2 protein-coding genes are annotated in these 2,239 nt (G+C 57.5%); one reads left to right on the forward strand and one right to left on the reverse strand.

Annotated features, from left to right (window positions below; all coding sequences use genetic code 11):
• The first annotated feature begins 429 nt into the window (after positions 1-429).
• The gene (gene ppk2 / locus AC1DUU_RS30025) at positions 430-1,527 is read left to right on the forward strand and encodes a polyphosphate kinase 2 (protein WP_476786962.1); all 1,098 of its coding nucleotides are present in this window, start codon (positions 430-432) and stop codon (positions 1,525-1,527) included.
• A 30-nt stretch (positions 1,528-1,557) separates the two neighbouring features.
• Here ppk2 and AC1DUU_RS30030 read toward each other — a convergent pair.
• Positions 1,558-2,239 (reverse strand): 4-hydroxyphenylpyruvate dioxygenase family protein (locus AC1DUU_RS30030; RefSeq protein ID WP_476786963.1); only part of this gene is annotated, 682 nt, incomplete at its 5' end.

Consider the following 2,239-nt stretch of genomic DNA (forward strand, 5'->3'; position numbering starts at 1 on the left):
AGTCTAGACTACCGAGCAAGCCCCAACTCGAGTCCGATTGACCACCCCATTCCCTAGGAAGCCAACAAAAATAGAACAAGAAAACAATTCAGATATTTTCATAAATCAATTGAAATGGATTCATATTCCTGTACATTTTGATTGCTAGCTGATGCTTCGTACCCCGCCACCACCCCCCGCGGGGCATTGTCTAGCACCCTTTGGGGGGCGCCTGGATCGCCCCAGGCTTGCCCCCTTTCAGTTTTTTGAGCATCTCACCACCTTCATACCAACGAGCGCTAGTTCTATTGCTGCCCTGGGGAATATCGCCACAGGGTCCACGACGGTGGCTCTCACGAAAGCTTCACCCGAGTGATGCCATCATGGCCGATCCGAACGCGAACTGCGAGCGGCTCTACACCTCGTTGATCCAGATCAACTCCATACCCGATGGCTGCGATTACCTTCTTCAATCATCGCGAGACGGAGAAGGCGCGCATTATGGCCGAGACAACAGCCCCCAGCCTGGATGAGACATTGATCGCACGCACACAGCTGGGCGCGGACGACGTCAATCCGACCGCTCCAAATCAAGACCAGCCCCTGGCAGCAGAAACAGCGATCAGCCTTGCCGACGCGGCTCCAGCACCATCGTTGAACGAACATCACATCGACATTCCTTCACTTCGGAGGAACCCCGAAGCCATACGTCACACCTTTGAAACAGGCGAGTATCCGTATCGCGCCGGACTGAGCAACAAGCTCTATCTGGAGCAGATGGGTCGCCTTCAGGTCGAACTCCTCAAGGCCCAAAGTTGGGCCAAGGAGACCGGCCAGAAGATTGTGGTCCTGTTTGAAGGACGCGATGCTGCTGGGAAAGGCGGCACGATCAAGCGATACATGGAACACCTCAATCCGCGCGCTGCCAAGGTCGTGGCGCTTGAAAAACCAACCGAGCGCGAAAGGACGCAATGGTTTTTTCAGCGCTACCTTCAGCATCTTCCAGCAGCAGGCGAGATCGTGTTTTTCGACCGCTCCTGGTACAACCGCGCTGGCGTCGAGCGGGTGATGGGGTTTTGTTCGCCCAATGAATATCTCGAATTCATGCGCGAATGCCCTGAACTCGAAAGGATGATCGTTCGCTCCGGCGTACGGCTGTTCAAATACTGGTTTTCGGTAACCAAAAATGAACAGGCGCGCCGCTTCACCGAGCGCGAGACGGATCCGTTGAAGCAGTGGAAACTGTCACCGATCGATAAGGCATCCCTTAGCAAGTGGGACGAATACACTGAAGCGAAGGAGGCCATGTTCTTTTTCACCGACACGGCTGACGCGCCTTGGACCATCATCAAATCCGATGACAAGAAGCGGGCGCGATTGAACTGTATGCGGCATTTCCTGAACGCGTTGCCCTATCACGGCGATGGCCCACGCAGCGTGGAAGCCCACGATCCGCTCATCGTCGGCGCCAGCGCCCACGTCATCGGACGCGACGGGACGATCCTCGGCAAGACGCTTCACCCGGAAAATCGCCGCACCTCCCGCTGAGTTTCGGCCGGCGGTCCATTTGTAATTGGGTCACTGGCGCGGCATGCCCTTCGGGCGCATATTCCGTTTTTGGGCGGCGATGCGGAACGGGGCGTTCGGGGCGCCGTAGCCTTTGTAGCCGCCGCGACGTTCGACGATCTCGAAGATGAAACCTTCGCCCCAGGTCGGCGCGTAAAGCTGGAAATATTCGCCACCCTCATCGCGGTCGTAGAGCATGTTGTGCTCGCGCAACCTGTCGGCCAGTTCCGGCTCAAGGCCGAAACGCGCTTCCACATCGTCATAATAGTTGGGTGAAATCTGCAGGGGTTCGAAGCCGCGCGCCCTCAGGGCGGCAGCAGTTTTGAAGAGGTCGTCGCAGGCAAAGGCGAGATGCTGCACGTTCGAGCCGAAACTTTCGGCGATGAAGTGGCCGGCAAGGGTACGCCGGTTCTCCGCACCGTTGAGCGTCAGTCGCAGCGCGCCGTCGTCACTTTCGATTGCCTGGCTGCGAACGATGCCAGAGGGGTCGATGACGTCGACCAGCGGCGCTTTGCGCGTCTGGAAGATTGAGGTGTAGAACAAAAGCCAAGTCAGCATCTCGCCGTGATCCATCGTCTGCCCGACATGATCGATGCGGGTCAGCCCGGTCGACGTGACTGGCGTGTCGCCGTCCAGTGAACGGAATTCGACCTCCCAGACGTGCGATAGCTGCGACTTGTCGTCGATGAAGTAG

This window comes from Aminobacter sp. P4_H6_2, assembly GCF_056400805.1.